Origin of the sequence: Pseudomonas sp. B16120 (genome assembly GCF_044218845.1) — a bacterium.
Classification (GTDB): Bacteria; Pseudomonadota; Gammaproteobacteria; order Pseudomonadales; family Pseudomonadaceae; genus Aquipseudomonas; species Aquipseudomonas paracarnis.
Map to the genome: position 1 here is coordinate 967,409 of NZ_CP162588.1, position 23,498 is coordinate 990,906.

The following is a 23,498-nucleotide window of genomic DNA, read 5'->3' on the forward strand; positions in this document are numbered from 1 at the left end:
TAGGAGTCTTTTATGGCCGTGCCCCTTACTACCCTCGTCGAGGAAGCCGACCGCTACCTCGGCAGCGCCAAAATTGCCGATTACTGCCCCAATGGCCTGCAGGTCGAGGGCCGGCCCCAAGTGATGCGCATCGTCAGCGGCGTGACCGCCAGCCAAGCCCTGCTGGACGCCGCTGTCGAAGCCAAGGCCGACCTGGTGCTGGTGCACCACGGTTACTTCTGGAAGGGCGAAAACCCATGCATCACCGGCATGAAGCAGCGCCGCCTCAAAACCCTGCTCAAGCATGACATCAGCCTGCTGGCCTACCACTTGCCCCTGGACCTGCACGCCGATGTCGGCAACAACGTGCAACTGGCTCGCCACCTGGACATCACCGTCGAAGGCCCGCTGGACCCCGGCAACCCAAAAATCGTCGGCCTGGTCGGCTCCCTGGCCGAGCCCTTGTCACCCCGCGACTTCGCCCGTCGCGTGCAGGACGTGATGGGCCGCGAACCGCTGCTGATCGAAGGCAGCGAGATGATTCGCCGCGTCGGCTGGTGTACCGGTGGCGGCCAGGGCTACATCGACCAGGCGATTGCCGCGGGTGTCGATTTGTACCTAAGCGGTGAAGCGTCCGAACAGACCTTCCACAGCGCCCGGGAAAACGACATCAGCTTCATCGCCGCCGGCCATCACGCCACCGAACGCTATGGCGTGCAGGCGCTAGGCGACTATCTGGCGCGGCGCTTTGCCCTGGAGCATCTGTTCATCGACTGCCCCAATCCGATCTAAAGCACAGCATGAACACCGTGTGCGCTGGCTTGCCTGCGATGGCATCACCTCGGTCAGCCTGAAGGAGCACGGCGCCTGTATCGCAGGCAAGCCAGATCCCACATTGAGCGAGTTGGGCGCCAAACTCGGCGGCATATTCATATACCGTTTCGGTCTAGCTGGCTCCCTAAATAGAAGAAGTTGCTGTGCTAGCATGCCTCGCTCGAACACGGCCCGCTGGCCGTCCATAAGATCGTTTTTCCGTGAGTAACCATGGTCGACAAACTGACGCATCTGAAACAGCTGGAGGCGGAAAGCATCCACATCATCCGCGAGGTCGCCGCCGAGTTCGATAACCCGGTGATGCTCTACTCGATCGGTAAAGACTCCGCCGTGATGCTGCACCTGGCACGCAAGGCCTTCTTCCCGGGCAAACTGCCATTTCCGGTGATGCACGTCGACACTCGCTGGAAATTCCAGGAGATGTACAAGTTCCGCGACAAGATGGTCGAGGAATTGGGGCTGGACCTCATCACCCACATCAACCCCGATGGCGTGGCGCAGAACATCAACCCGTTCACCCACGGCAGTGCCAAGCACACCGATATCATGAAGACCGAGGGCCTCAAGCAGGCGCTGGACAAGCATGGTTTCGACGCAGCATTCGGCGGTGCCCGTCGCGATGAAGAGAAATCCCGTGCCAAAGAGCGCGTGTACTCGTTCCGCGACAGCAAGCACCGTTGGGACCCGAAGAACCAACGCCCGGAGCTGTGGAACGTCTACAACGGCAACGTCAACAAGGGCGAGTCGATCCGCGTGTTCCCGCTGTCCAACTGGACCGAGCTTGACATCTGGCAGTACATCTACCTGGAAGGCATTCCGATCGTGCCGCTGTACTTCGCCGCCGAGCGCGAGGTGATCGAGAAGAACGGCACGTTGATCATGATCGACGACGACCGCATCCTCGAGCACCTGTCCGACGAAGACAAAGCCCGTATCGTCAAAAAGAAAGTACGTTTCCGCACCCTTGGCTGCTACCCGTTGACGGGTGCGGTGGAGTCCGAAGCCGAGACGCTGACGGACATCATTCAGGAAATGCTCCTGACGCGAACTTCCGAGCGCCAGGGCCGTGTCATCGACCACGATGGTGCAGGCTCGATGGAAGATAAAAAACGTCAAGGCTATTTCTAAGGGGCTGTCATGTCGCATCAATCTGATTTGATCAGCGAGGACATCCTCGCCTACCTGGGCCAGCACGAGCGCAAAGAGATGTTGCGCTTCCTGACCTGCGGCAACGTCGATGACGGCAAGAGCACCCTGATCGGGCGCCTGCTGCACGACTCCAAGATGATCTACGAAGATCACCTGGAAGCCATTACCCGCGACTCGAAGAAGTCCGGCACCACCGGTGACGATATCGACCTGGCGTTGCTGGTCGATGGCCTGCAGGCCGAGCGTGAGCAGGGCATCACCATCGATGTTGCCTACCGCTATTTCTCCACCGCCAAGCGCAAATTCATCATCGCCGATACCCCCGGCCATGAGCAGTACACCCGCAACATGGCCACCGGTGCGTCTACCTGTGACCTGGCGATCATCCTGATCGACGCCCGCTACGGCGTGCAGACCCAGACCCGTCGTCACAGCTACATCGCCTCGTTGCTGGGCATCAAACACATCGTGGTGGCCATCAACAAGATGGATATCAACGGCTTTGACCAAAGCGTATTCGAGTCGATCAAGGCCGATTACCTGAAGTTCGCCGAAGGTATCGCCTTCAAGCCGAGCACCCTGGCCTTCGTGCCGATGTCGGCGCTCAAGGGCGACAACGTGGTGAACAAGAGCGAGCGTTCGCCCTGGTACACCGGCCAGTCGCTGATGGAGATCTTGGAGACTGTCGAGATCGCCAACGACCGCAACTACACCGACCTGCGTTTCCCGGTGCAATACGTCAACCGCCCGAACCTGAACTTCCGTGGGTTTGCCGGCACCCTGGCGAGCGGCATCGTGCACAAGGGCGACGAAGTGGTGGTATTGCCGTCGGGCAAGAGCAGCCGCGTCAAATCCATCGTCACCTTTGAAGGTGAGCTGGAACACGCAGGCCCAGGCCAGGCCGTGACCTTGACCATGGAAGATGAGATCGACATCTCCCGTGGCGACCTGTTGGTGCATGCCGACAACGTGCCGCAAGTGACCGACGCCTTCGACGCCATGCTGGTGTGGATGGCTGAAGAACCGATGCTGCCAGGCAAGAAATACGACATCAAGCGCGCCACCAGCTACGTGCCGGGTTCCATCACCAGCATCGTGCACCGCGTGGACGTAAACACCCTGGCCGAAGGCCCGGCGAGTTCGCTGCAGCTCAACGAAATTGGCCGGGTCAAGGTCAGCCTGGACGCCGCCATCGCCCTGGACGGTTACGACAGCAACCGCACCACCGGCGCGTTCATCGTGATCGATCGTTTGACCAACGGCACGGTCGCCGCGGGCATGATCATCGCGCCACCGGTGGGTCATGGCGGCGCTGCGCAGCACGGCAGCCTGGCGCATGTCGCCACCGAAGAGCGCGCCCTGCGTTTCGGCCAGCAGCCGGCCACGGTGTTGTTCAGCGGCTTGTCGGGCGCAGGCAAGAGCACTCTGGCCTATGCGGTCGAGCGCAAGCTGTTCGACATGGGCCGTGCGGTGTTCGTACTGGATGGCCAGAACCTGCGTCACGACCTGAACAAAGGGTTGCCGCAGGACCGTGCCGGGCGTACCGAGAACTGGCGTCGTGCCGCTCATGTGGCGCGTCAGTTCAATGAAGCCGGCCTGTTGACCCTGGCAGCCTTCGTTGCGCCGGATGCCGAAGGCCGTGAGCAGGCCAAGGCGCTGATTGGTGCGGACCGACTGCTGACCGTCTACGTGCAGGCATCGCCGTTGGTGTGCGCCGAGCGTGACCCGCAAGGTTTGTACGCGGCCGGTGGGGATAACATCCCTGGCGAATCCTTCCCGTATGACGTGCCGCTGAATGCCGACCTTGTGATCGACACCCAGGCGTTGTCGCTGGAAGACAGCGTCAAGCAAGTGCTGGAACTGTTGCGTCAGCGCGGCGCGATCTAAGCTTTATTGCCGCACAAAAAAGCCCGCCACCGGTTACCCGGTGGCGGGCTTTTTACATATTCTCAAATGTGGACTCGGTCAATGTGGGAGCTGGCTTGCCTGCGATGACGGACTGTCAGTTTATTGATCCTTAGCTGATCCACCGCTATCGCAGGCAAGCCAGCCCCCACATTAAATTGCATCCACATGTTGATCAGCGGCTGGCCGGAAAGTCTTTGTGCAGCTGTTCCAACAATGCATCCTTGTCTTGCCACAACTGGTTGATCCAGCCCTGGAACGCCAGTCGATATTCCCCATCCTGCTCATAATTCTTGCCGATGAATTCGGCCGGTATCTGCACCTCTTCAAAGTGCACCACCACGTCCTTCACGTTACCGCACAGCAAATCCCAATAACCTGGGCGCCCGGCGGGGTAGTGGATGGTCACATTGATCAGTGACTTGAGCTGCTCGCCCATGGCATCCAACACAAACGCAATGCCACCCGCCTTGGGTTTAAGCAGGTAGCGAAACGGTGACTGCTGCTGCGCATGCTTGCCCGGCGTAAAGCGTGTGCCTTCGGCAAAGTTGAAAATCCCCACGGGATTGTCGCGAAACTTCGCACAGGTCTTGCGCGTGGTTTCCAGGTCTTTGCCTTTCTTCTCCGGGTGCTTCTCCAAATAAGCCTTGCTGTAGCGCTTCATGAAGGGAAAGCCCAGCGCCCACCACGCCAGGCCAATCACCGGTACCCATATCAGCTCTTGCTTGAGGAAGAACTTCAGGGGGCGAATGCGCCGATTGAGCACGTACTGCAACACCATGATGTCGACCCAGCTCTGATGGTTGCTGGTCACCAGGTACGAGTGCTGGTAGTCCAGGCCCTCAAGGCCAGTCAGGTGCCAGCGCGTACGGCGCACCAGGTTCATCCAACCCTTGTTGTTGGTGACCCAGGCTTCATGGGTGTGGTTCATCAGCCATTCGCTCAGGCGCTTGGCGAACGGCAGCGCCTTGAACAGCGCCACGATAAACAGGAACGAACACAGCAGGATCGTGTTCAGCGCCAGCAACAGCGAAGCGATCACCCCGCGCACGGCGGCAGGTAGAAAATCCAGCATTTAGATATCCATGGGTCGGTTGGCGGCTTGGATCGCCGTCAGGGCGATGGTGTACACGATGTCGTCCACCTGGGCGCCTCGTGGCAGGTCATTGACCGGTTTGCGCAGGCCCTGGAGCATCGGCCCCAGGCTCACGCAATCGGCGCTGCGTTGTACGGCTTTGTGGGTGGTGTTGCCGGTGTTCAGGTCCGGGAATACAAAGACGGTGGCCTTGCCTGCCACCTGGCTGTTGGGCGCCAGTTGTCGGGCGACGTTTTCGTTGGCGGCGGCGTCGTATTGCAACGGGCCGTCGATCAGCAGCGAGCTTTGTTGTTCGTGGGCGAGCAGGGTGGCTTCGCGGACTTTTTCCACCTCCTCGCCGCTGGCCGAGTCACCGCTGGAATAGCTGATCATCGCCACCCGTGGCGTGATGCCGAACGCGGCCGCCGAGTCGGCGCTTTGCAGGGCGATTTCCGCCAGTTCCGCAGCGCTTGGGTGCGGGTTCATCACGCAGTCGCCGTACACCAGTACCTGCTCGGGGAACAGCATGAAGAACACCGACGACACGAGGGTGCAGCCCGGCGCGGTCTTGATCAGCTGCAGCGCCGGGCGAATGGTGTTGGCGGTGGAGTGAATCACGCCGGAGACCAGGCCATCCACTTCGTCGAGAGCGAGCATCATGGTGGCGATCACCACGGTGTCTTCCAGTTGTTGCTCGGCCATGGGCGCGTTGAGGCTTTTGCTCTTGCGCAAGGCGACCATCGGCTCCACGTAGCGTTGGCGAATCAGGTCGGGGTCGAGAATCTCCAGGCCTTCGGGCAGGTCGATACCTTGGGCGCGGGCGACTGCCTCCACATCCGCAGGCTTGGCCAGCAGCACGCAACGGGCAATGCCGCGGGCCTGGCAGATTGCGGCGGCCTGTACGGTCAGCGGCTCGCTGCCTTCGGGCAACACGATGCGTTTGTTGGCGGCCTGGGCGCGTTGGATCAACTGGTAACGGAACACCGCCGGCGACAGGCGCATCTCCCGCGGCGTGCCGCAACGCTGGTGCAGCCAGCGCGCATCGAGGTGGCTGGCGACGAAGTCGGTGATGATTTCCGCACGCTCGCGGTCATCGATAGGGATTTCCTTGTTGAGGCTATTGAGCTGGTTGGCGGTGTCATAGGAGCCGGTGCTCACCGACAACACCGGCAACCCGGCCTGGAAGGCGCCCCGGCACAGATCCATGATGCGTGGGTCGGGCAGGGTGTCGCTGGTCAGCAGCAGCCCGGCCAGCGGCACGCCATTGATGGCGGCCAGGCTGACGGCGAGGATGATGTCATCGCGATCTCCCGGGGTCACCACCAACACGCCGGGTTTGAGCAGCTCGACGGTGTTACGCATGGTGCGTGCGCAAATGATGATCTTGGTCATGCGCCGGCTTTCGTAGTCGCCGGCGTTGAGGATCTGCGCGCCCATCAGGTCGGCCACGTCGCGGGTGCGCGGGGCATTCAGCTCGGGTTGGTAGGGGATGCAGCCGAGCAGCCGGAAATCGCCGCTGCGCAACAGCGGCGAATGCTCTTTGAGGCGCGCCGAGAAGGCTTCCATGCTTTCGTCGGTGCGTACCTTGTTGAGGATTACGCCCAGCACTTTCGGGTCTTTGGGACCGCCAAACAGTTGGGCCTGCAATTCCACACGGCCGGAAAGCTCGGTGAGCACTTCATTTTCCGGCGCCGAGACCAGGATCACTTCGGCGTCCAGGCTCTTGGCCAAGTGCAGGTTGACCCGTGCCGCGTAGCTGGCGCTGCGGGTCGGCACCATGCCTTCGACGATCAGCACGTCTTTGCCTACGGCTGCCTGTTGGTAAAGGGTGATGATCTCTTCGAGCAGCTCATCGAGCTGGCCGTCGCCGAGCATGCGCTCCACGTGAGCCAGGCCCAGGGGCTGCGGCGGTTTCAGGCCGTGGGTGCGCGCCACCAGCTCGGTGGAGCGTTCCGGCCCGGTATCGCCAGGGTGTGGCTGGGCGATGGGTTTGAAAAAACCGACTTTCAGGCCGGCCCGTTCCAGGGTGCGCACCAGCCCAAGGCTGATGGAGGTCAGACCCACACCAAAATCGGTGGGCGCGATAAAAAAAGTCTGCATGCGAATTCTCTGGAGGTGCATGGCTTGGGTGGCGCTCTATGGGTGAGTGCCTACCGCGAATCAGGCGCCAAGGTTATCGTTATTCGTGCCCTTGCGCACACCAGCCGCACGCAAAGGCCTGGCCTATTTTTTCAAGGCGTTGCGCGGGGTCGAGCACCCAGGCGCGCGACTGCCAGGGCGGTTGGTGGCGCAGGTGCTGGGTGTGGCCGCAGGACAGCTCGGCCACCCAGTGGCCATCGTCGTCCTGATGAAAACCTGTGATCGTGACCGTTGATCGGCCCCGTCCGTCCGGGTTCCGTTCGCTTTCGGGCAAATCCTTGTTTAGACTTGTCCGTTCTTCATTCTTATGCAAAAGGTCTCGCCCCATGACGATCGCCGCTAACAAGGCTGTCTCCATCGACTATACCCTGACCAACGACGCTGGTGAGGTCATCGACAGCTCCGCCGGCGGCGCGCCGCTGGTTTACCTGCAAGGCGCAGGTAACATCATCCCGGGCCTGGAAAAGGCTCTGGAAGGCAAGAACGTCGGTGACGAACTGACCGTCGCCGTAGAACCTGAAGATGCCTACGGCGAATACTCCGCCGAACTGGTCAGCACCTTGAGCCGCAGCATGTTCGAAGGTGTTGATGAGCTGGAAGTGGGCATGCAGTTCCACGCTTCCGCGCCGGACGGCCAAATGCAGATCGTCACCATCCGCGACCTGGACGGCGACGACGTTACCGTTGACGGCAACCACCCTCTGGCTGGCCAGCGCCTGAACTTCCAAGTGAAGATCGTGGCCATCCGCGACGCTTCCCAGGAAGAAGTGGCTCACGGCCACGTCCACGGTGAAGGCGGTCATCACCATTGATTGTGGTTTGATCAATCGGTATCAAAAACGCCCCGACTGGTTCGGGGCGTTTTTTTGCCTTGAGAATATTCCCGGTCAACTTTCTGTAGGCGCGAGCGTGCTCGCGAAAAACCTGAGAACCCCTCGGGCGCCAAGCTTCCCGCGTCATCGTTAACGATCTTCGCGAGCAAGCTCGCTCCTACAGTTTTCAGGGGGCAAACAAAAATGCCCCGGACCTTTCGGTACGGGGCATTTCTTAACTGTTACGCAACCTGGGCTACGTGGCAGTTGTTACCACTTAGGCTGCAGCAGGAACGCTCAGAGCCTTGATGTGGCCATTCAGGCGGCTCTTATGGCGAGCGGCCTTGTTCTTGTGGATGATGCCTTTATCGGCCATACGGTCGATAACAGGCACAGCCAGAACGTAAGCTGCTTGAGCTTTTTCAGCGTCTTTGGTGTCGATGGCTTTGACTACATTCTTGATGTAGGTGCGAACCATGGAACGCAGGCTGGCGTTGTGGCTGCGACGCTTCTCAGCCTGTTTTGCACGTTTTTTGGCGGAAGGTGTGTTGGCCACCGTCGAGCTCCTCGAAAGACTTTTTAGGAAATAGCAAACAAAATAGGCCGCGAATCATGCCGATGACTTGACGGGTTGTCAAGGGCGGCTGATGCGAACTGCTGAGTGGTCGATCTGAAGAGGCGGGTGATTTATTTCCGGCGCTTGACCTGTAAACTCGCGAGCTTTGGCTCTGTGCTGTTGCAGGCGCGCAGTATCGCATAAGTGGGCGCGTAGTTCGCCTGCTCTTTATCTATAGGCGCAAACTCTTTCAATGAATCTGCTCAAATCGTTGGCTGCCGTCAGCTCTATCACGATGATTTCCAGGGTGTTGGGGTTCGTGCGTGACACCCTGCTGGCCCGCATCTTTGGCGCCAGCATGGCCACGGATGCGTTCTTTATTGCCTTTAAACTGCCCAACCTGTTGCGGCGGATCTTTGCCGAAGGCGCGTTTTCCCAGGCGTTCGTGCCGATTCTGGCCGAGTACAAGACCCAGCATGGCGAGGAGGCGACCCGTACGTTTATCGCCTACGTCTCAGGTTTGCTGACGCTGGTGCTGATGCTGGTAACCATCGTCGGGATGCTCGCCGCGCCCTGGGTGATCTGGGCCACGGCGCCCGGTTTTGCCAATACGCCGGAAAAGTTCGCGCTGACCACTGATCTGCTGCGGGTGACCTTTCCTTATATATTGCTGATCTCCCTGTCTTCGCTCGCCGGGGCGATCCTCAATACCTGGAATCGTTTCTCGGTACCGGCCTTTGTGCCGACCTTGCTGAACGTCAGCATGATTATTTTTGCGTTGTTCCTTACGCCGTATTTCGATCCGCCCGTCATGGCCCTGGGCTGGGCGGTCCTGGCCGGCGGCCTGGCACAGTTGCTGTACCAGCTGCCGCACCTGAAAAAAATCGGCATGCTTGTACTGCCGCGCTTGAACCTCAAGGATTCCGGCGTCTGGCGCGTGATGCGCAACATGCTGCCGGCGATCCTCGGGGTGTCGGTCAGTCAGATTTCCCTGATCATCAACACCGCGTTCGCCTCGTTGCTGGTATCCGGCTCGGTGTCGTGGATGTACTACGCCGACCGCCTGATGGAATTGCCATCCGGTGTGCTGGGCGTGGCGTTGGGCACCATCCTGCTGCCGACCCTGGCGCGTACCTACGCCAGCAAGGATCGCCAGGAATACTCACGCATACTCGATTGGGGCCTGCGCCTATGCTTTCTGCTGGTGTTGCCGTGCGCCCTGGCCCTGGGCATCCTCGCCGAACCGTTGACGGTCTCGCTGTTTCAATACGGGCAGTTCGACGCCCATGACGCCTTGATGACCCAGCATGCGCTGGTCGCCTACTCCGTCGGTCTGCTCGGCATTATCGTGATCAAAGTGCTGGCGCCCGGCTTCTACGCTCAGCAAAACATCCGTACCCCGGTGAAAATCGCGATTTTCACCCTGGTGGTTACGCAACTGCTCAACCTGGTGTTTATCGGCCCGCTGGCCCACGCCGGCCTGGCTTTGGCGATCAGCGCGGGGGCATGTATAAACGCAGGCCTGCTGTTTTACCAATTGCGTAAACAGCAGATGTACCAACCACAGCCCGGCTGGGGCGTGTTTGCGCTCAAGCTGCTGGTGGCGGTCGCCGCGATGTCGGTTGTGCTCTTTGCCCTGATGCACCTCATGCCGGCCTGGGACCAAGGTAATATGCTGGAGCGCTTCATGCGCCTGGGTGTATTGGTGGTCGCGGGCGTGGCGGTGTACTTCGGGATGTTGCTGTTGCAGGGTTTCCGCCTGCGTGATTTCAATCGCAAGTCGTTGGGATAGAGACTTTGCCGCGATAAAACGGTTGTTTTATCGATTCGACCCATTTGGCCTGCGCAGTTGCCTGTCGTCCGGGGCTGGGTGTGGTTATAATCGACCACTTTATGAGCAAGAAGCGCGTTATGCAGCTGGTTCGAGGTCTCCACAACCTGCGCCCCGAGCATCGGGGCTGCGTCGCCACTATTGGCAACTTTGACGGTGTTCACCGTGGCCACCAGGCTATCCTGGCTCGGCTGCGCGAGCGTGCGGTCGAGTTGGGCGTGCCCAGCTGCGTGGTGATTTTTGAGCCACAACCGCGGGAGTTCTTTACCCCCGAAACCGCGCCGGCCCGCTTGGCGCGCTTGCGGGACAAGCTGCAACTGTTGGCGGAGGAGGGCGTGGACCGTGTCCTCTGCCTGGCATTCAACCAGCGTTTGCGCAGCCTCAGCGCCGCCGAGTTCGTCGACCGCATCCTGGTGGACGGCTTGGGTGTACAGCACCTGGAGGTCGGCGACGACTTCCATTTCGGTTGTGATCGGGTCGGGGATTTCGATTTCCTGCAACATGCCGGCGTCAATCAGGGTTTCACTGTCGAAGCCGCGCAAACCGTCGAACTGGACGGCCTGCGCGTGAGCAGCACCCAGGTGCGTAACGCCCTGGCCGCCGCCGACTTCGACCTGGCCGAGCGTTTGCTCGGTCGCCCGTTCCGCATTGCCGGACGGGTATTGCACGGCCAGAAGCTGGCGCGCCAATTGGGCACGCCAACCGCCAACGTGCAACTCAAGCGCCGTCGTGTGCCGCTGACCGGGGTTTACCTGGTAAGCGTCGACATCGACGGCCAATCGTGGCCAGGAGTCGCCAATATAGGCGTCAGGCCCACGGTTGCAGGTGATGGCAAGGCCCACCTGGAAGTTCACCTTTTGGATTTTGCCGGTGATTTATACGACCGGCGTTTGACGGTGGTTTTCCACCAGAAGCTGCGTGAAGAGCAGCGTTTCGCCTCCCTGGAGGCGTTGAAAACGGCGATCAATGCGGATGTCGCCGCCGCCCGTGCACTAGCCGCACCTAGCGCCCATCGCTAACCGAAGAGCCTTAAATGACCGACTATAAAGCCACGCTAAACCTTCCGGACACCGCCTTCCCAATGAAGGCCGGCCTGCCACAGCGCGAACCGCAGATCCTGCAGCGCTGGGACAGTATTGGCCTGTACGGAAAGTTGCGCGAAATTGGCAAGGATCGTCCGAAATTCGTCCTGCACGACGGCCCTCCTTATGCCAACGGCACGATTCATATCGGTCATGCGCTGAACAAGATTCTCAAGGACATGATCCTGCGCTCCAAAACCCTGTCGGGCTTTGACGCGCCGTACGTTCCGGGCTGGGACTGCCATGGCCTGCCGATCGAGCATAAAGTTGAAGTGACCTACGGCAAGAACCTGGGCGCGGACAAGACCCGCGAACTGTGCCGTGCCTACGCCACTGAGCAGATCGAAGGCCAGAAGTCCGAATTCATCCGCCTGGGCGTGCTGGGCGAGTGGGACAACCCCTACAAGACCATGAACTTCAAGAACGAGGCCGGTGAAATCCGCGCCTTGGCTGAAATCGTCAAGGGCGGTTTCGTGTTCAAGGGCCTCAAGCCCGTGAACTGGTGCTTCGACTGCGGTTCGGCCCTGGCCGAAGCGGAAGTGGAGTACGAAGACAAGAAGTCCTCGACCATCGACGTGGCCTTCCCGATCGCCGACGACGCCAAGCTGGCCGAGGCCTTTGGCCTGGCAAGCCTGAGCAAGCCAGCGGCCATCGTGATCTGGACCACTACCCCGTGGACCATCCCGGCCAACCAGGCGCTGAACGTGCACCCGGAATTCACCTACGCCCTGGTGGACGTCGGTGATCGCCTGCTGGTGCTGGCCGAAGAAATGGTCGAGTCGTGCCTGGCGCGTTACGAACTAAAAGGTTCGGTGATCGCCACCACCACTGGTTCTGCGCTGGAGCTGATCAACTTCCGTCACCCGTTCTATGACCGTCTGTCGCCGGTGTACCTGGCTGACTACGTCGAGTTGGGTTCGGGTACCGGCATTGTCCACTGCTCGCCTGCCTATGGTGTGGACGACTTCGTGATCTGCAAGAAGTACGGCATGGTCAACGATGACATCATCAACCCGGTGCAGAGCAATGGCGTCTACGTGCCTTCGCTCGAATTCTTCGGTGGCCAGTTCATCTTCAAGGCTGACCAGCCGATCATCGAAAAGCTGCGTGAAGTCGGTGCGTTGATGCGAACCGCCACCATCCAGCACAGCTACATGCATTGCTGGCGTCACAAGACCCCGCTGATCTACCGCGCTACGGCGCAGTGGTTTATCGGCATGGACAAAGAGCCGACCAGCGGCGACACCCTGCGTGTACGCTCGCTCAAAGGCATCGAAGACACCAAGTTCGTCCCGGCCTGGGGCCAGGCGCGCCTGCACTCGATGATCGCCAACCGTCCTGACTGGTGCATCTCCCGCCAGCGTAACTGGGGCGTGCCGATCCCGTTTTTCCTGAACAAGGAAAGCGGTGAGCTGCACCCGCGCACCGTCGAGCTGATGGAAGTCGTGGCCCAGCGCGTTGAACAGGAAGGCATCGAAGCCTGGTTCAAGCTGGACGCCGCCGAGTTGCTGGGCGATGAAGCGCCGCTGTACGACAAGATCAGCGACACCCTCGACGTGTGGTTCGATTCGGGCACCACTCACTGGCACGTGCTGCGCGGTTCGCACCCTATGGGCCACGAGACCGGCCCGCGTGCCGACCTGTACCTGGAAGGTTCGGACCAGCACCGTGGCTGGTTCCACTCGTCGCTGCTGACCGGTTGCGCCATCGACAACCACGCGCCGTACCGCGAGCTGCTGACCCACGGCTTCACCGTCGACGAGACGGGCCGCAAGATGTCCAAATCGCTGAAGAACGTGATCGAGCCGAAAAAGATCAACGATACGTTGGGCGCCGACATCATGCGTCTGTGGGTGGCTTCCACCGATTATTCGGGTGAAATCGCCGTGTCGGACCAGATCCTGGCCCGCAGCGCCGACGCCTACCGTCGTATCCGCAATACCGCGCGCTTCATGCTGTCGAACCTGACCGGTTTCAACCCGGCCACCGACCTGCTGCCGGCCGAAGACATGCTCGCGCTGGACCGTTGGGCCGTGGACCGTACCCTGTTGTTGCAGCGCGAGTTGCAGGAACACTACGGCGAATACCGCTTCTGGAACGTCTACTCCAAGATCCACAACTTCTGCGTGCAGGAGTTGGGCGGTTTCTACCTCGATATCATCAAGGACCGCCAGTACACCACCGGCGCCAACAGCAAGGCTCGCCGTTCGGCGCAGACCGCGCTGTACCACATCAGCGAAGCGCTGGTGCGCTGGATCGCGCCGATCCTGGCGTTCACCGCCGACGAGCTGTGGGAATACCTGCCGGGCGAGCGTAACGAGTCGGTCATGCTCAACACCTGGTACGAAGGCCTGACCGAACTGCCGGCCGACTTCGAACTGGGCCGCGAGTACTGGGAAGGCGTCATGGCTGTCAAGGTTGCGGTGAACAAGGAGCTGGAAGTTCAGCGTGCGGCCAAGGCCGTGGGCGGCAACCTGCAAGCCGAAGTCACCTTGTTTGCCGAGGACGGCCTGACTGCCGACCTGGCCAAGCTGAGCAACGAACTGCGCTTCGTACTGATCACCTCCACCGCGAGCCTGGCACCTTTCGCCCAGGCCCCGGCAGATGCCGTGGTCACCGAGGTGCCGGGCCTGAAGCTCAAGGTGGTGAAGTCGGCCTTCCCTAAATGCGCCCGTTGCTGGCACTGCCGTGAAGATGTCGGCGTGAACCCTGAGCACCCGGAAATCTGTGGTCGTTGTGTCGACAACATCAGCGGTGAAGGCGAGGTTCGTCACTATGCCTAATACAGCCAGTCGTTTCGGACGTCTGGGCTGGCTCGTACTGAGCCTGCTGGTGCTGGTCATTGACCAGGTCAGCAAGGCTCACTTCGAGGGCTCCCTGGAAATGTTCCAGCAAATCGTGGTGATCCCGGATTACTTCAGCTGGACCCTGGCCTATAACACGGGTGCCGCCTTCAGCTTCCTCGCTGATGGCGGTGGCTGGCAGCGCTGGCTGTTCGCGCTGATCGCCGTGGTGGTCAGTGCCGTGCTGGTGGTGTGGCTCAAGCGCCTGGGCCGCGACGACACCTGGCTGGCTATCGCGCTGGCCCTGGTGTTGGGCGGCGCGCTGGGTAACCTGTATGACCGCATCGCCCTGGGCCATGTGATCGACTTCATCCTGGTGCATTGGCAGAACCGCCACTACTTCCCGGCGTTCAACTTTGCCGACAGCGCCATCACCGTTGGTGCAATCATGCTGGCGCTGGATATGTTCAAGAGCAAGAAAACCGGAGAAACCGTCAATGACTGATCAGGTATTGGCTGAGCAACGCATCGGCCAGAACACGGAAGTCACTTTGCATTTCGCATTGCGCCTGGAAAATGGCGACACGGTCGACAGCACCTTCGACAAAGCCCCGGCGACCTTCAAGGTTGGCGACGGTAACCTGCTGCCTGGTTTTGAAGCGGCATTGTTCGGGTTCAAGGCGGGCGACAAGCGCAACCTGCAGATCCTGCCGGAAAACGCTTTCGGCCAACCCAACCCGCAAAACGTGCAGATCATCCCGCGTTCGCAGTTCGAAGGTATGGACCTGTCGGAAGGTTTGCTGGTGATCTTCAATGATGCGGCCAATACCGAATTGCCCGGTGTGGTTAAAGCCTTCGATGATGCGCAAGTGACCATCGATTTCAACCATCCGTTGGCCGGTAAAACCTTGACGTTTGATGTTGAAATCATCGACGTTAAAGCGCTCTAACTGACGAAACCGGTTCCTGTGGGGCTGGCTTGTGTGGGAGCTGGCTTGCCTGCGATAGCATCACCTAGGTGTATCTGATACATCGAGTCGTTTGCATCGCGGGCAAGCCCGCTCCCACAGATGCTTATTCTATAGAGCTGAGTTGATCCAATTTCTTGGCCTGCAAGGCACGAGGCACAGCATGCAAATCAAACTCGCCAACCCCCGTGGCTTCTGCGCTGGCGTGGACCGGGCGATCGAAATCGTCAACCGCGCCCTGGAGGTCTTCGGGCCGCCGATTTATGTGCGCCACGAAGTCGTGCATAACAAGTTCGTGGTCGAAGACCTGCGCGCACGCGGTGCGATCTTTGTCGAAGAACTCGATCAGGTACCCGACGACGTTATCGTCATCTTCAGTGCCCATGGCGTGTCCCAGGCCGTGCGTACCGAAGCGGCTGGCCGTGGCCTTAAAGTGTTCGATGCCACCTGCCCGCTGGTGACCAAGGTGCACATCGAGGTGGCCCGTTATAGCCGCGACGGTCGCGAATGCATCCTGATCGGCCATGCCGGTCACCCGGAGGTCGAAGGCACCATGGGCCAGTACGACGCCAGCAACGGCGGCGCCATCTACCTGGTGGAAGACGCAAAAGACGTTGCCAACTTGCAGGTACACAACCCTGATCGTCTGGCTTTCGTCACCCAGACCACCTTGTCCATGGACGATACCAGCCGCGTCATCGACGCCCTGCGCACGCGGTTTCCTGCTATTGGCGGCCCCCGCAAGGATGACATCTGCTACGCCACGCAAAACCGCCAGGATGCGGTCAAGCAACTGGCGGACGAATGCGATGTAGTGCTGGTGGTCGGCAGCCCTAACAGTTCCAACTCCAACCGCCTGCGCGAGCTGGCCGAGCGCATGGCCACACCGGCGTACCTGATCGACGGCGCCGAAGACATGCAGCGCAGCTGGTTCGACGGTGTCGAGCGTATCGGCATTACGGCGGGCGCCTCCGCTCCGGAAGTACTGGTGCGCGGTGTGATCCAACAGTTGCAAGCCTGGGGTGCCACCGGCGCCGATGAGCTGGCGGGCCGTGAAGAAAACATCACGTTCTCCATGCCCAAGGAACTGCGGGTCCGCTCGCTGCTCTGACGGCCAGGGTGCTGGAATAGCCTCGGCATAATGCCTGTTCGGTCTTGTCACTGCGCAGGCTGATGCGCCCGCTGGGGGCCAGCACGATCTGATACAGGCTCTGTGCCTGGTCCTTGTCACACACATGTACGGTGCCGGCACGAAATCCCCCGCCGGCAAACACCGGCTCCCCCAGGCCGCTGAAGCGCACCTGGCTCGTAACCGGGCCATTCCCGGCCACCGACACGCGCCCATTGCCCTCGCGCTCCAGCAATACTGGATTGTTGTCATCCAGGTGGCCGCGCCCACTCACATCCAGTATCACGCGCCATCCCAGGCTCCAGTCCTCGTCCTTTGCATGAATGACCACCGCCCGGTTGCGCGCGATGGCCTCGGTGCGTGCGTAGCGCAGCCCGGAGGCGAGTGCTTGGGCCGCGTTTTGTCGTTGTTGCGATTCAAGCAAGCCCTTGAAACCGGGTACGGCCAGTTGCGCGAGAAAACTGGTGACGATCAGCCCCAGCAGCATTTCAATCAGGGTGAATCCTTTTTGTTTCATGTGCGTTCCCTCCATGGGCACGAGTGGGTTTTCTAGGTATAGCGCTTGGTCCTTGGCGCTGGATGATGGCCTTTATGTCCAAAGTATTTCCCTTTGTTCCGGGAGCAGCGCCGCTCGAAAACCGACGCTAGTCTTGGGTCGCACAGCAGGCCTTGCCTGCTTTTTTCTCCGGCCTTCGACATGGATGACGACGGAAATGCCTGCCTGCCAGAACCGATTCCTGCGCGTTGCGCACTTGCGCCAATCCGGCATGACACTGGTCGAGGTGCTGGTCGCGCTGTTGATTTTGGCGATCGGCCTGATGGGCGCTGCGGTGCTGCAACTCAACGCGCTCAAGTACACCAACAGCGCCAGGATGACCAGCCAAGCCAGTTTTATTGCCTACGACATGCTCGACCGCATTCGCAGCAATGCTGGCGCCGATTACACATGGGGCCGGGCGGAGCTGGCGCCACCCAGCACTGCCACCGCCAGCGTACGTGACCTGGACCTGCACGATTTCGAAGCCAATATCATGGGTTTTGCCGGCGAGGATGCCAAAGGATCAGTGGTGGTGAACGGGCACGAGGTCACCATCAGCATCAGTTGGGCGGATGCTCGGGCAGCAAATCGCCCTGGGGCGCGGGAAACCTTCACCCTGACCAGTCGCATCAGCAATGAACAGGGAGTGTCGCAATGAAGCGTCTTGGGCGAGGTTTCAGCCTGGTGGAAGTGTTGCTGGCGCTCGCCATCGGGTTGGTCATGATACTGGGGGCAAGCCAGATACTGATCAGCTCGCGATTGACCCATGCCAGCCAGCAGGCCGCCATGGTGCTGCAGGATGATGCGCGCTTTGTGCTGAGCAAGATCACCCAGGATATTCGCCAGGCGGGCATGCTGGGGTGTTTGGCCGTGGCGGCTATCGACAATGCTCCGGTTGCCTTTGATCGGCCGATAAGCTGGGAAGCGGCAGGGAGTGCGAAGTCATTGACGCTGGTGACCGCGAATGTCGGCGATGGCGTCGGCAGGCCTGACTGGACAGTGTTGTCCGACTGCAAGGAGGCGGCCAGGGCTTATGCAGGCACGCCACCCGGCGCCGAGCCCGGCCAACTTCGCTTTGGCATACGCCAACTTACCTACACCTACGAATCGGGCCAGTTGAAGATCAGTACCCCGGCGGCGCCGGCCAGGGCGGTATTGATGGATAACGTAAGGGCATTCGACGTCAGCTTCGGCATGGCAGCCACCTCGGCATCAACAGTTGTGGAGCGCTATGACAGCCATCCCGCCGATGAGTCGCTGATACGTAGCGTGCGCATCCTCATGACCCTTCAAGACCCCGCTGGGCGGGTGAAGGACCAGACCTATAGTGTCGTGGCGGCACTGCGAAATCGGCTGGGGTAGGGGCAATGATCATGCATGGCGGCATTCATGTACGGCAGACCGGGATGGTGCTGCTGATCAGTCTGGTGTTCCTGTTGGTGCTGTCGCAAGTGGGACTGTCATCAATACAGGCTGCGGTCTCCCAGCAAAAAGTCGCGAGCAGCCTGTGGCATCGCAATCAATCGTTTCAATCTGCCGAAAGCGGCCTGAGATTGGGGGAGTCGACCGTGCAAAAGGTTGGCCAGGCGATGCCTGTCTGCCACTCGATCATCCGTTGTGCGCCGCCTGCTGAAGCGTCTTCCTTGACGGCGGCCGGGACGAACCCGGTCTCGGCGGTCACCTGGCTCGCCTTGAAGGATGGGTTTTATGGCATTCAATCTCTTGGGGAAGGTGCAGGGCTTGCTCATTTACCCCCCCAAACCTTAGGCACACTTTTTCGTGTCACCTCGGTCGGGCTTGCGGGGCAAACGCGCACGGTGCTGGAGACGGTCTATGCACGGGTGGAGGAGGGCGGCCGCGTCAAGTTTCGACGGGTCTTATGGCGGCAACTTCAATAAGGAGCAATCGGATGGGCAAGGAGAGCCAGGGTTTTACCCTGATTGAGTTACTGATCGTCGTGGCGATCATCGCGTTGCTGGCCGGGATTGCGTATCCCGGGTACCTCAGCCAGGTGAAGAAGGTGTATCGGGCGCAGATCGTCGCGTTGTTGAGCGAACAGGCCCAGCACCTGGAGCGTTCTTATACGAGGAATGGCACTTTTATTGATGCAGGCGACGTCAGCGCGGGCAATGATCATTATAGAATCAGTGCCGTCCTCAACCCTCAGGATTTTGACCTGCTCGCCACTCCCGCTGCGGACTCGGTCATGGCGAACGACGCATGCGCAGCATTCAGCTTGACCAGCACCGGTATGCGCGGCAACCCGGGAGCAGGGCCTGAAATGTCGCCCAAGGTCTGCTGGGGGCAAGGATGAGCGTACTTGAAGCGTGGGCGCCGGGCGCGCCTTTCCCTGTTTATCGGCTGGATCAAATGATGGCTAAGCAACAGCAAGTGGTGATTGTCGGCGGCGGAGTAATCGGGCTGTTGACGGCGTACAACCTCGCCAGTGAGGGCCAGGCGGTCACGCTGCTGGAGCGCGGTGGGCTTGGGCAAGAGTCTTCCTGGGCGGGCGGTGGGATTGTCTCGCCCTTGTACCCGTGGCGCTATAGCCAGGCGGTCACTGCCTTGGCCCATTGGTCCCAGGATTTTTACCCGCAACTGGCGCAACGGCTGTTTGCAGCGACCGGCGTCGATCCAGAGGTACATACCACGGGGTTGTATTGGCTCGACCTGGATGACGAAGCGCAAGCACTGGCCTGGGCTGCCCGTGAAGGGAGACCGTTGAGCAAGGTGGACGTATCTGCGGCCCATGACGCGGTGCCGGTGTTGGGGGGCGGCTATTCTCAGGCGATCTACATGGCCGATGTGGCCAACGTACGCAACCCGCGCCTGGTCAAATCACTGAAGGCGGCCCTGCTGGCGTTGCCGAACGTGACGATTTGCGAGCAATGCGATGTGTCGGGTTTTGTGCTCGGCGACGGCAGGGTGGTGGGTGTGAATACCGCTACGGGCCAGGTTTTGGGGGATCAGGTGGTGCTCGCGGCCGGCGCCTGGAGCGGACAATTGTTGGGTACGCTGGGCTTGGGGCTACCCGTGGAGCCGGTCAAAGGCCAAATGATCCTGTACAAATGCGCGTCCGACTTTTTATCCAGCATGGTCCTGGCCAAGGGGCGTTATGCGATTCCCCGGCGGGATGGGCACATCCTGATCGGCAGCACGTTGGAGCATGAAGGATTCGACAAGACGCCAACCGACACCGCGCTGGAAAGCCTCAAGGCGTCTGCGCTGGAACTGATTCCCGCCTTGGCGGACGCCGAGGTGGTCGGGCATTGGGCCGGTTTACGGCCTGGCTCCCCCGAAGGTATACCGTTTATCGGTGAGGTCCCTGGCTTCAAGGGGTTGTGGCTCAATTGCGGGCATTACCGCAATGGTCTGGTACTCGCACCGGCATCTTGCCAGTTGTTCACCGACTTGCTGCTGGCGCGGGCTCCGATCATCGATCCAGCGCCTTACGCCCCCGCAGGTCGCCTCAACGCTGAATAGACTTTGGCCCTTGTTCCAGATGCGCCTGGGTGCAGTACCATTCCTGGCGTGAACTCAGTGCGCGGTCCTGCGGCAGGTGCACGCCACAGTGGGCGCAACGCACCATCAGGGCCGCATCCGGTTCGGCAGGCCGTTGCTGATGGGAGGCATTTTTTTTGAATTTGCGCCAGAACCATACCGCGGCAGCAATGACGGCAATCCAGAACAGTAGACGAAGCATGATGGGCAGTTTCTCGACAAGGAATGCGCCAGTTTAGCCAAGGTGGTCACGGGCGCACAGGGCAATAAATACTCGCTCATAAAAAAGGGAGCTCCTTCAGAGCTCCCTTTTGCGTTGCGTCGAACAATCAGTCGAACACACCGAAGGTCATGTAGCTGAACCACGAGCGGTCCTGGTTGTTGCCCAGGGCTTGCGGCTCTTCTTCTTCGATCACGTCACCGTTCTCGTCGTGCGGCTTGAGATCCGAAGGAATAGCGTCCTTGGCGTCCTGGTACATCTTGATCACGTCCTGGTTGGCGCGAGTTTCACCCGGCGGCAGTGGTGGACGGGACTCGATCAGGCCCAGGGTGTACTTGCTCAGCCACGAACGGTTGTCCGCTTCGGCAACCTGAGGCACGAACTGGCCGTCTTTCAGGCTAGGGTGGTCGGGGTAGTTGAGCTTCAGGGTTTCCAGGCTGGTCGTCGCCAGTGTGTCCAGGTGCAGACGCTGGTAAGCCTCGGTCATCACGGCCAGGCCGTCACCCACGGACGGGGTTTCCTGGAAGTTTTCCACCACGTAGCGGCCACGGTTGGCGGCGGCCACATAAGCCTGACGGGTCAGGTAGTAGTGGGCCACGTGGATCTCGTACGAAGCCAGCAGGTTGCGCAAGTAGATCATGCGCTGCTTGGCGTCCGGCGCGTAGCGGCTGTTGGGGTAGCGGCTGGTCAGCTGGGCGAACTCGTTATAGGAGTCGCGCGCAGCACCCGGGTCGCGCTTGGTCATGTCCAGCGGCAGGAAGCGCGCCAGCAGGCCAACATCCTGGTCGAACGAGGTCAGGCCCTTCATGTAGTAGGCGTAGTCCACGTTCGGGTGCTGCGGGTGCAGCCGGATGAAACGCTCGGCAGCGGACTTGGCAGCTTCCGGCTCGGCGTTCTTGTAGTTGGCGTAGATCAGCTCAAGCTGGGCCTGGTCGGCATAGCGGCCGAACGGGTAACGCGACTCCAATGCCTTCAGCTTCGCTGTGGCGCTGGTGAAGCTATTATTGTCCAAGTCTGTCTGAGCTTGCTGGTACAGCTCGACTTCGCTCAGGTTTTCGTCGACGACGTCCTTTGTTGACGAGCAAGCAGCAGTCATGGCGAGGATGGCGATCAGCAGCAGGTGTTTCACTTGCATGGCGGCTTGCGTCCCTATGACGGCCGCTGTCTTGGGCGGGGCCGTCCTGTTATGATGAGCGCCCCGTTGAAAGCCTCGGGGCAAAAGACGCCGTATTTAACCACAAGCGCGCAGCCGAAACCAAAGGCTACGCCACGCCTAGTCTGAGCATGTCCGATAAAATTGAACTTCGCGCAGAGGTGCCGTCCGAATTGGGCGGCCAACGCCTCGATCAAGTCGCCGCACAATTATTCGCTGAGCACTCGCGCTCGCGCCTTTCCGCCTGGATCAAAGACGGCCGCCTGACTGTGGATGGAGCGGTTATCCGCCCGCGAGACATAGTCCATGGCGGTGCGATTCTTGAGCTGACTGCCGAGCAGGAAGCCCAGGGAGAATGGGTTGCCCAGGACATCGAGCTGGATATCGTCTATGAAGACGACGACATCCTGGTCATCAACAAACCCGCAGGCCTGGTGGTTCACCCGGCCGCCGGGCACGCTGATGGCACCTTGCTCAATGCCCTGTTGCACCACGTGCCGGACATCATCAATGTGCCGCGCTGCGGCATTGTTCACCGTCTGGACAAGGACACCACCGGCCTTATGGTGGTGGCCAAGACCATTCAGGCGCAGACGCAACTGGTTACGCAATTGCAGAGCCGGAGCGTCAGCCGCATCTATGAGTGCATTGTGATCGGCGTCGTTGTGGCCGGTGGCAAAATCAACGCACCCATTGGTCGTCACGGCCAGCAGCGCCAGCGTATGGCGGTGATGGAAGGTGGCAAGCAGGCCGTCAGCCACTACCGTGTGCTGGAGCGTTTCCGTTCCCACACCCATGTGCGGGTCAAGCTGGAAACCGGGCGTACCCACCAGATTCGCGTGCACATGGCGCACATCAACTTCCCGTTGGTCGGCGACCCGGCCTACGGTGGCCGCTTCCGTATTCCGCCGGCCGCCAGCCAAACCATGGTTGAGTCGCTCAAGACGTTCCCGCGCCAGGCACTGCATGCACGCTTCCTGGAACTGGATCATCCGACGAGTGGTAAGCGCATGAGCTGGGAATCGCCACTGCCAGACGATCTGGTCTGGCTGCTGTCGCTGCTCAAGCAAGATCGCGAGGCCTTTGTCGGATGAGTGACTGGCTGATACCTGACTGGCCCGCGCCGGCTCGGGTAAAAGCCTGCGTCAGCACCCGTGCGGGCGGCGTCAGCCTGGCGCCGTTCGACAGCCTCAACCTGGGCGATCATGTCGAGGACAGCCTCGAGGCCGTCCTTGAGAATCGCCGTCGCCTGAGTGAGGCCTTCGATATCCAGCCTGCCTGGTTGCGTCAAGTCCATGGTACTCGCGTGGTTGAGGCCGATCCGGGCCGTACTGTCGAGGCTGACGGTAGTTGGACCAGCACCGCTGGCATCGCCTGCACAGCCATGACCGCTGATTGCCTGCCTGCGCTGTTCTGTGATCGAGCGGGCACCCGGGTTGCCGCAGCCCATGCCGGTTGGCGTGGTTTGGCGGCCGGCGTGCTGGAGGCCGCTTTCGAAAGCCTGGATAGCGCACCCGAAGACGTTCTGGTCTGGCTCGGCCCTGCCATTGGCCCACAAGCCTTTGAGGTCGGCCCGGAAGTGCGTGAAGTGTTCATGCAGCAACTGCGTGCCACCGCTGAGGCCTTTGTTCCCAGCCACAACCCTGGCAAGTACCTGGCCGACATTTACCAGCTGGCGCGCCTGCGTCTGGCCGCGCGCGGTGTTAGCGCTGTGTATGGTGGCGGTTTGTGCACTGTGACCGACCCGCGTTTCTTTTCTTATCGCCGAAGCCCACGTACGGGCCGATTCGCCTCCCTTATCTGGCTTGAACGCTAGACTGTCCTGACCTGTATCAACCGTCTGC

General features: G+C 60.6%; 24 protein-coding genes. 17 read left to right on the plus strand and 7 right to left on the minus strand.

Annotation, left to right across the window (positions count from 1 at the left end; translation table 11 throughout):
• Positions 1-12 precede the first annotated feature (12 nt).
• The 3 genes from AB4P90_RS04720 to cysN all read left to right on the plus strand — a co-directional run bounded on the left by AB4P90_RS04720 (position 13) and on the right by cysN (position 3,849).
• Positions 13-771 carry a Nif3-like dinuclear metal center hexameric protein gene (locus AB4P90_RS04720; RefSeq protein ID WP_020302961.1) on the plus strand — a complete coding sequence of 253 codons (759 nt, stop codon included), beginning with the start codon at positions 13-15 and terminating at the stop codon, positions 769-771.
• 252 nt (positions 772-1,023) lie between these two features.
• Complete coding sequence (gene cysD, locus AB4P90_RS04725; protein WP_016971196.1) at positions 1,024-1,941, plus strand: sulfate adenylyltransferase subunit CysD; 918 nt, start codon at positions 1,024-1,026, stop codon at positions 1,939-1,941.
• A 9-nt stretch (positions 1,942-1,950) separates the two neighbouring features.
• A complete protein-coding gene (gene cysN, locus AB4P90_RS04730) occupies positions 1,951-3,849 on the plus strand; it encodes a sulfate adenylyltransferase subunit CysN (RefSeq protein WP_003188392.1) in 1,899 nt (632 codons plus the stop codon).
• A 193-nt stretch (positions 3,850-4,042) separates the two neighbouring features.
• Here the strand turns inward: cysN and AB4P90_RS04735 are convergent, their stop codons facing one another.
• The 3 genes from AB4P90_RS04735 to AB4P90_RS04745 form a co-directional block, all read right to left on the minus strand.
• Entirely contained in the window at positions 4,043-4,942 is a 900-nt protein-coding gene (locus tag AB4P90_RS04735; protein ID WP_014716856.1) for an acyltransferase, read from the minus strand.
• Positions 4,943-7,042: a phosphate acetyltransferase gene (gene pta / locus AB4P90_RS04740; protein ID WP_003188396.1), complete on the minus strand. Its 2,100-nt coding sequence runs from the start codon at positions 7,040-7,042 to the stop codon at positions 4,943-4,945.
• Between the two features lie 79 nt (positions 7,043-7,121).
• Positions 7,122-7,409 carry a DUF3565 domain-containing protein gene (locus AB4P90_RS04745; protein WP_102666761.1) on the minus strand — a complete coding sequence of 96 codons (288 nt, stop codon included), beginning with the start codon at positions 7,407-7,409 and terminating at the stop codon, positions 7,122-7,124.
• Here AB4P90_RS04745 and AB4P90_RS04750 point away from each other — a divergent pair.
• The gene (locus AB4P90_RS04750; RefSeq protein WP_003188398.1) at positions 7,408-7,893 is read left to right on the plus strand and encodes a peptidylprolyl isomerase; all 486 of its coding nucleotides are present in this window, start codon (positions 7,408-7,410) and stop codon (positions 7,891-7,893) included. The genes AB4P90_RS04745 and AB4P90_RS04750 overlap by 2 nt on opposite strands.
• 277 nt (positions 7,894-8,170) lie before the next feature.
• Here AB4P90_RS04750 and rpsT read toward each other — a convergent pair whose 3' ends face one another.
• Positions 8,171-8,449, minus strand: coding sequence for a 30S ribosomal protein S20 (gene rpsT / locus AB4P90_RS04755; RefSeq protein ID WP_003188401.1), 279 nt, complete (start codon positions 8,447-8,449; stop codon positions 8,171-8,173).
• A gap of 253 nt (positions 8,450-8,702) precedes the next feature.
• On the opposite strand from rpsT, the gene murJ reads away from it, so the two are divergent.
• From murJ to ispH, 6 genes are all read left to right on the plus strand, one after another.
• Complete coding sequence (gene murJ / locus AB4P90_RS04760; RefSeq protein ID WP_014716857.1) at positions 8,703-10,241, plus strand: murein biosynthesis integral membrane protein MurJ; 1,539 nt, start codon at positions 8,703-8,705, stop codon at positions 10,239-10,241.
• A 119-nt stretch (positions 10,242-10,360) separates the two neighbouring features.
• The gene (ribF, locus tag AB4P90_RS04765; protein WP_003188404.1) at positions 10,361-11,299 is read left to right on the plus strand and encodes a bifunctional riboflavin kinase/FAD synthetase; all 939 of its coding nucleotides are present in this window, start codon (positions 10,361-10,363) and stop codon (positions 11,297-11,299) included.
• A gap of 14 nt (positions 11,300-11,313) precedes the next feature.
• Positions 11,314-14,145: an isoleucine--tRNA ligase gene (gene ileS, locus AB4P90_RS04770; RefSeq protein WP_395605702.1), complete on the plus strand. Its 2,832-nt coding sequence runs from the start codon at positions 11,314-11,316 to the stop codon at positions 14,143-14,145.
• A complete protein-coding gene (gene lspA, locus AB4P90_RS04775) occupies positions 14,138-14,650 on the plus strand; it encodes a signal peptidase II (RefSeq protein ID WP_014716859.1) in 513 nt (170 codons plus the stop codon). Before ileS ends, lspA begins: the two co-directional genes overlap by 8 nt.
• Before the next feature lie 7 nt (positions 14,651-14,657).
• Entirely contained in the window at positions 14,658-15,095 is a 438-nt protein-coding gene (locus AB4P90_RS04780; RefSeq protein WP_169855857.1) for a peptidylprolyl isomerase, read from the plus strand.
• Between the two features lie 181 nt (positions 15,096-15,276).
• Complete coding sequence (gene ispH / locus AB4P90_RS04785) at positions 15,277-16,224, plus strand: 4-hydroxy-3-methylbut-2-enyl diphosphate reductase (protein ID WP_395605703.1); 948 nt, start codon at positions 15,277-15,279, stop codon at positions 16,222-16,224.
• Here ispH and AB4P90_RS04790 read toward each other — a convergent pair.
• The gene (locus AB4P90_RS04790) at positions 16,178-16,759 is read right to left on the minus strand and encodes a GspH/FimT family pseudopilin (RefSeq protein WP_014716860.1); all 582 of its coding nucleotides are present in this window, start codon (positions 16,757-16,759) and stop codon (positions 16,178-16,180) included. The genes ispH and AB4P90_RS04790 overlap by 47 nt on opposite strands.
• A gap of 196 nt (positions 16,760-16,955) precedes the next feature.
• Between AB4P90_RS04790 and pilV the strand changes: the two genes are divergently transcribed.
• Genes pilV through thiO form a run of 5 tightly spaced genes read left to right on the plus strand, consistent with a single transcriptional unit; the run spans position 16,956 to position 20,263 of the window.
• On the plus strand, positions 16,956-17,438 hold the full coding sequence (gene pilV, locus AB4P90_RS04795; RefSeq protein WP_014716861.1) for a type IV pilus modification protein PilV: 483 nt from the start codon (positions 16,956-16,958) through the stop codon (positions 17,436-17,438).
• Complete coding sequence (locus tag AB4P90_RS04800; protein WP_014716862.1) at positions 17,435-18,142, plus strand: PilW family protein; 708 nt, start codon at positions 17,435-17,437, stop codon at positions 18,140-18,142. The genes pilV and AB4P90_RS04800 overlap by 4 nt, the downstream gene beginning before the upstream one ends.
• Before the next feature lie 5 nt (positions 18,143-18,147).
• The gene (locus AB4P90_RS04805) at positions 18,148-18,678 is read left to right on the plus strand and encodes a PilX N-terminal domain-containing pilus assembly protein (RefSeq protein WP_019817500.1); all 531 of its coding nucleotides are present in this window, start codon (positions 18,148-18,150) and stop codon (positions 18,676-18,678) included.
• 11 nt (positions 18,679-18,689) lie between these two features.
• Entirely contained in the window at positions 18,690-19,094 is a 405-nt protein-coding gene (locus AB4P90_RS04810) for a type IV pilin protein (RefSeq protein ID WP_020302966.1), read from the plus strand.
• Between the two features lie 59 nt (positions 19,095-19,153).
• Positions 19,154-20,263, plus strand: a complete 1,110-nt coding sequence (gene thiO / locus AB4P90_RS04815) for a glycine oxidase ThiO (protein WP_014716864.1) — start codon at positions 19,154-19,156, stop codon at positions 20,261-20,263.
• On the opposite strand, the gene AB4P90_RS04820 is transcribed toward thiO, so the two are convergent.
• Together AB4P90_RS04820 and AB4P90_RS04825 are read right to left on the minus strand one after the other, a co-directional pair.
• A complete protein-coding gene (locus tag AB4P90_RS04820) occupies positions 20,250-20,483 on the minus strand; it encodes a PP0621 family protein (RefSeq protein ID WP_014716865.1) in 234 nt (77 codons plus the stop codon). The two genes, thiO and AB4P90_RS04820, sit on opposite strands and share 14 nt — an antisense overlap.
• A gap of 127 nt (positions 20,484-20,610) precedes the next feature.
• A complete protein-coding gene (locus AB4P90_RS04825) occupies positions 20,611-21,636 on the minus strand; it encodes an outer membrane protein assembly factor BamD (RefSeq protein ID WP_003188421.1) in 1,026 nt (341 codons plus the stop codon).
• 149 nt (positions 21,637-21,785) lie between these two features.
• Between AB4P90_RS04825 and rluD the strand changes: the two genes are divergently transcribed.
• Positions 21,786-22,748, plus strand: a complete 963-nt coding sequence (gene rluD / locus AB4P90_RS04830; RefSeq protein WP_003188422.1) for a 23S rRNA pseudouridine(1911/1915/1917) synthase RluD — start codon at positions 21,786-21,788, stop codon at positions 22,746-22,748.
• On the plus strand, positions 22,745-23,470 hold the full coding sequence (gene pgeF / locus AB4P90_RS04835) for a peptidoglycan editing factor PgeF (protein WP_395605704.1): 726 nt from the start codon (positions 22,745-22,747) through the stop codon (positions 23,468-23,470). Before rluD ends, pgeF begins: the two co-directional genes overlap by 4 nt.
• Positions 23,471-23,498 lie beyond the last annotated feature (28 nt).

Bases quoted from the DNA above. Each gene is read 5' to 3' on its own strand.
- AB4P90_RS04720 (WP_020302961.1), top strand. From the start codon at position 13: ATGGCCGTGCCCCTTACTACCCTCGTCGAGGAAGCCGACCGCTACCTC.
- cysD (WP_016971196.1), top strand. From the start codon at position 1,024: ATGGTCGACAAACTGACGCATCTGAAACAGCTGGAGGCGGAAAGCATC.
- cysN (WP_003188392.1), top strand. From the start codon at position 1,951: ATGTCGCATCAATCTGATTTGATCAGCGAGGACATCCTCGCCTACCTG.
- AB4P90_RS04735 (WP_014716856.1), bottom strand. From the start codon at position 4,942: ATGCTGGATTTTCTACCTGCCGCCGTGCGCGGGGTGATCGCTTCGCTG.
- pta (WP_003188396.1), bottom strand. From the start codon at position 7,042: ATGCAGACTTTTTTTATCGCGCCCACCGATTTTGGTGTGGGTCTGACC.
- AB4P90_RS04750 (WP_003188398.1), top strand. From the start codon at position 7,408: ATGACGATCGCCGCTAACAAGGCTGTCTCCATCGACTATACCCTGACC.
- AB4P90_RS04745 (WP_102666761.1), bottom strand. From the start codon at position 7,409: ATGGGGCGAGACCTTTTGCATAAGAATGAAGAACGGACAAGTCTAAAC.
- murJ (WP_014716857.1), top strand. From the start codon at position 8,703: ATGAATCTGCTCAAATCGTTGGCTGCCGTCAGCTCTATCACGATGATT.
- ribF (WP_003188404.1), top strand. From the start codon at position 10,361: ATGCAGCTGGTTCGAGGTCTCCACAACCTGCGCCCCGAGCATCGGGGC.
- ileS (WP_395605702.1), top strand. From the start codon at position 11,314: ATGACCGACTATAAAGCCACGCTAAACCTTCCGGACACCGCCTTCCCA.
- lspA (WP_014716859.1), top strand. From the start codon at position 14,138: ATGCCTAATACAGCCAGTCGTTTCGGACGTCTGGGCTGGCTCGTACTG.
- ispH (WP_395605703.1), top strand. From the start codon at position 15,277: ATGCAAATCAAACTCGCCAACCCCCGTGGCTTCTGCGCTGGCGTGGAC.
- AB4P90_RS04790 (WP_014716860.1), bottom strand. From the start codon at position 16,759: ATGAAACAAAAAGGATTCACCCTGATTGAAATGCTGCTGGGGCTGATC.
- pilV (WP_014716861.1), top strand. From the start codon at position 16,956: ATGCCTGCCTGCCAGAACCGATTCCTGCGCGTTGCGCACTTGCGCCAA.
- AB4P90_RS04800 (WP_014716862.1), top strand. From the start codon at position 17,435: ATGAAGCGTCTTGGGCGAGGTTTCAGCCTGGTGGAAGTGTTGCTGGCG.
- AB4P90_RS04805 (WP_019817500.1), top strand. From the start codon at position 18,148: ATGATCATGCATGGCGGCATTCATGTACGGCAGACCGGGATGGTGCTG.
- AB4P90_RS04810 (WP_020302966.1), top strand. From the start codon at position 18,690: ATGGGCAAGGAGAGCCAGGGTTTTACCCTGATTGAGTTACTGATCGTC.
- thiO (WP_014716864.1), top strand. From the start codon at position 19,154: ATGGCTAAGCAACAGCAAGTGGTGATTGTCGGCGGCGGAGTAATCGGG.
- AB4P90_RS04820 (WP_014716865.1), bottom strand. From the start codon at position 20,483: ATGCTTCGTCTACTGTTCTGGATTGCCGTCATTGCTGCCGCGGTATGG.
- AB4P90_RS04825 (WP_003188421.1), bottom strand. From the start codon at position 21,636: ATGCAAGTGAAACACCTGCTGCTGATCGCCATCCTCGCCATGACTGCT.
- rluD (WP_003188422.1), top strand. From the start codon at position 21,786: ATGTCCGATAAAATTGAACTTCGCGCAGAGGTGCCGTCCGAATTGGGC.
- pgeF (WP_395605704.1), top strand. From the start codon at position 22,745: ATGAGTGACTGGCTGATACCTGACTGGCCCGCGCCGGCTCGGGTAAAA.